4 protein-coding genes are annotated in these 3980 nt (G+C 43.6%); all 4 read right to left on the bottom strand.

Features of this window, described 5'->3' with window-relative positions; genetic code table 11:
• Window positions 1–360: 360 nt before the first annotated feature.
• Window positions 361–1479, bottom strand: a complete 1119-nt coding sequence (locus tag WMO25_RS15785) for a polyamine ABC transporter substrate-binding protein (RefSeq protein WP_178440072.1) — start codon at window positions 1477–1479, stop codon at window positions 361–363.
• Window positions 1480–1492: 13 nt separating this feature from the next.
• On the bottom strand, window positions 1493–2299 hold the full coding sequence (locus tag WMO25_RS15780; RefSeq protein ID WP_117539291.1) for an ABC transporter permease: 807 nt from the start codon (window positions 2297–2299) through the stop codon (window positions 1493–1495).
• Complete coding sequence (locus WMO25_RS15775) at window positions 2299–3162, bottom strand: ABC transporter permease (protein ID WP_117528898.1); 864 nt, start codon at window positions 3160–3162, stop codon at window positions 2299–2301. The genes WMO25_RS15780 and WMO25_RS15775 overlap by 1 nt, the downstream gene beginning before the upstream one ends.
• An 11-nt stretch (window positions 3163–3173) precedes the next feature.
• The coding region (locus WMO25_RS15770; protein ID WP_349086117.1) for an ABC transporter ATP-binding protein at window positions 3174–3980 on the bottom strand (807 nt) is incomplete at its 5' end.

Raw genomic sequence — 3980 nt, 5'->3', positions numbered from 1 at the left:
TCTATCCTTTCGACTGATTATAGTATACCACACTTCGCACCACAGAACAAGCGTTCTATTTTCTTTTTTCTGCAATTTATCTCCCACCTGTAGAGGAAGAAGAATTCTTGCTAACTTTTGTTAAAAACCTTAGAAATATGGACAAAATAATGAATTGTTCTTTCACCCTAATCCCTCTCCCTTTGATGCCAGTTTGACTGTTCAATGGACCAAGAGGGCGTGCGGCCGAAAAACACAAAAAAGAAAACAAAAAGAGCTTATTCCAGCGTAAGGATAAGCTCCTTTCGTTTTCTGTTATTCATTCAGTGGACCGCACTCCACTTCAATCAGAAGAGCGGTCCACCCTATCATCAAATCGGCTTATTCACCAACTTTAAGTTTCTGATAGTAGTCGTTGTAGATTGTCAGCGCATCGCCAACATCTTCCTGGAAGAATACATTTTCCTTGTAAGAGAAATCTCTTGCAGGGTCGTTCTTGTAATCATCAGATGCTGCTGCAACGGCTGCATCGTTCGGACAGGAGTATGGGAACTCTTCAAGGTTCTTAGCCATAACTTCAGCTGTGCAGATGTAGTTCAGGAATTTTTCTGCAAGATCTACATGTTTTGCACCCTTAGGCATAACAAAGAGGTCAATACCAAGCTGGATCGGATCGCTTGTGAAATCTGCAACTTTGATTGTGTTCTTTTCTTTCATAGCCCATGAAGCATTACCATCGTATGTAACAGCAACATTCGCTGTGCCATTTGTCAGGTTCTGTTCTGCATTACCATAAGCAACAACGTTTTCATTGAACTTCTGCAACCACTCGTAAGCTTCTGCGATTTCACTCTCATTTGTGGAGTTAGGATCATAACCAAGGGCAACAAGTGCGATTGGGAACAAATTTCTTGCGCCATCAATTGTAGAAATCTTCAGACCGGACTGAAGCAGATCATTGTAGCTGTGGATTTCAACAGGGCATGTTTCTGAATCATATACAACATAGATGTAGTTCATCAGATAAGGTACACAGTAACCCTTGGATACCCAGTATGTATCGTTGATGTTGGATGAATTCGGAATGTTGTCCAGATTCAGTTCTTCAACATAACCGCCTGCGATCAGGGATTTCATGTAAGCATCACATGTCATGATCAGGTCATATTCATCACCGCCGCCTGCTGTCAGTTTATTGATGGCATCAGCATTATCACTCATGTAAGAAAGATTCACCTTACAGTTGTTCTCCGTCTCAAAGTTCTTGATCAGATCATCAGAAATGTACTGCTGCCACATATAAATGTTCAGCTCAGAGCTTGCATCGCCGTCCTGAGCAGCTGCCTGTGTTTCACCGCTTTCTGCTCCGGCTTCTGTTGAAGCATTCGCTGTTTCGGATGCTGCTGCGGATTCTGTTTTGTTGGCATTACTGTTGCCACATGCTGCCATTGATAAAACCATGGCACCGGCAAGGACAGTCGCCAGTAATCTCTTTTTCATAATGAAAACCTCCTTATTTTACCCTTTTGTGAAGGGCCCCTTGAATAATATTATTCAAAATCATCGCTGCTACGATGATAAGAATCATAATTGTCGCCAATGCATTAACATCCGGCGTTACACCTGTCTTGTTCATAGAAAGGATCAGGACAGGCAATGTGGACTGTTTGGCACCTGCCAGCATATTACTCATGACAACGTCATCAAATGACATTGTAAAGGACAGGAATGCCGCACTCATGACACCCGGGAAAATATTCGGCAGGGTCACACGAAGCAGGGTCTGTACCCGGTTGGCACCAAGATCCATGCTGGCCTCTTCCAAAGTCTCGTTGTCGCCGCTGATACGTCCTTTAATGGTGACGATGGCATATGGAATACAGAATGTACAGTGACCGATCAGAATGGTTCCTATCCCCATAGACACGCCGACTTTCAGGAAAATAATCAGCAATGCCACCGCCAGAACAATTTCCGGCACGATGATCGGAATATACAGCATATTGTCAATGAATTTCTTCATCTTGAATTCATACCGCTTCAAACCGAGGGCACCGATGGTACCGATAAATACGGAAATCAGAGTACTCAGTACCGCAATGATCAAACTGTAGATCAAACTGTCCACCAATGTAGAATTGGTAAAGAGCTTGGTGTACCACTGTGTGGTAAAACCATTCCAGTAATAGTTATACTTCTGGTCATTAAAAGAGAAAACCATCATAACTGCCACCGGAATATACAAAAGGGCATACACCAGAAATGCATACACATTACTGATGATGTTCAGTCTTTTTCTTTTCTTGGCAATTTTCGACATTATACTACCTCCATATCTTCAATCTTCGCAAATCTTGTATAAATGAAGATAAGCAGCATAGTAATAACGATCAGCATTACAGACAGTGCTGCACCCAGCGGCCAGTTTCGGATGGAACCGAACTGGTTCTTGATAATATTACCAATGTATAAGATCTTGCCGCCGCCCAGCATATCAGTAACGGTGTAAATACCCAGGCTCGGGATAAATACGAGGATGATCGCTGAAAAAATACCCGGAAATGTGATTGGCAGCGTCACACGCATAAATGTAGTGGCTGCACTGGCACCCAGGTCTGCGGATGCCTCAATCAGAGACTTGTCCAGCTTCTCAATGGTACTGTAAAGCGGAAGCACCGCAAATGGCAGCATGTTGGTAATCAGACCGATCAGCACCAGCCCATCTGTATAAATAAATGTAATCGGTTCCTTGACAATGCCTGTTCCCACAAGGAAATTGTTGATCGGACCACTTGTCTGGAACAAAAGCAGCCAGCTGTTCAAACGCATCAATGAATTCGTCCAGAACGGGATCATGATCAGCGTAATCAGCTTCGCAGCTGTATCCTTCGGCTTATGGGCAATAATATAAGCCAACGGATATCCCAACAGCAGACAGAGAATCGTCGTAATCCCTGCTGCTTTCAGCGACTTCAAAATAACCTTAAAATATGTAGGATTAAGAATCGTTTTGTAGCTTTCTGTCGAAAACTTATAAACGACATCACCGAATACACCTCTGGACATAAAACTGATATAAATAATATACAGCATCGGAATGGTCACAAACAAAATCATCCAGACAGATACCGGGCCTGCCATGGCCAATGCCGGAAGCATATTCTTCTTTTTCTTATTGTTCATCAGACCGCCCCCTACATACTCTTCTTGATGGCAACGGCCTTCTCAGGTCTCCAGCAAACATAAACCTGATTGCCTTCTGCAATATCTGTATCCTGCTCAAAACGAGAATACTTAATCTCCTGACCGTTCTTAATATCGAGGGCTGTCTTGACAACCGTTCCCTGATAAATAAAATCCTTCACGGTGCCAGGCAGATCAAATCCTTCAACAGGCGTCTTGCTCACATCCATATATTCCGGACGGATAGCCACATGCATCTCCTCGCCAACTTCAAAATCAGCCCCGCATACCTGCATCATACCAGCCTCTGTCTGAACAGTCAGCACATTGTCTTTCTTGTCTGTCACCTTACCATCAAAAATATTGGATTCGCCTATAAATCCGGCTACAAACTTTGTCTTCGGATGCTCATAAATCTCCATCGGTACATCTAACTGTTCCAGAACGCCATCATGCATAACCGCAATCCGATCACTCATGGTCAATGCCTCTTCCTGATCATGGGTAACATAGATAAATGTAATTCCCAGTTTCTTCTGAAGACGCTTCAATTCAATCTGCATCTGCTTACGCAGCTTCAAGTCAAGCGCACCCAAAGGTTCATCCAGAAGCAGTACCTTCGGTTTGTTGACCAGTGCTCTTGCAATCGCCACTCGCTGTTTCTGACCGCCGGAAAGTTCATCCGGCTTACGCTTCTCAAACCCTTCCAGCTGAACAAGTCTCAGCATCTCCATGACTCTTTCCTGAATCTCAGGCTTTGGTACTTTCTTGATCGTCAGTCCGTATGCTACATTATTAAAAACCGTCATATGTGGGAA

Source organism: Coprococcus intestinihominis (assembly GCF_040096555.1).
Taxonomy (GTDB): Bacteria; Bacillota; Clostridia; order Lachnospirales; family Lachnospiraceae; genus Coprococcus_A; species Coprococcus_A intestinihominis.
This window is presented reverse-complemented; position numbering and strand designations above follow the sequence as displayed.

Bases quoted from the DNA above. Each gene is read 5' to 3' on its own strand.
- WMO25_RS15780 (WP_117539291.1), bottom strand. From the start codon at position 2,299: ATGTCGAAAATTGCCAAGAAAAGAAAAAGACTGAACATCATCAGTAAT.
- WMO25_RS15775 (WP_117528898.1), bottom strand. From the start codon at position 3,162: ATGAACAATAAGAAAAAGAAGAATATGCTTCCGGCATTGGCCATGGCA.
- WMO25_RS15785 (WP_178440072.1), bottom strand. From the start codon at position 1,479: ATGAAAAAGAGATTACTGGCGACTGTCCTTGCCGGTGCCATGGTTTTA.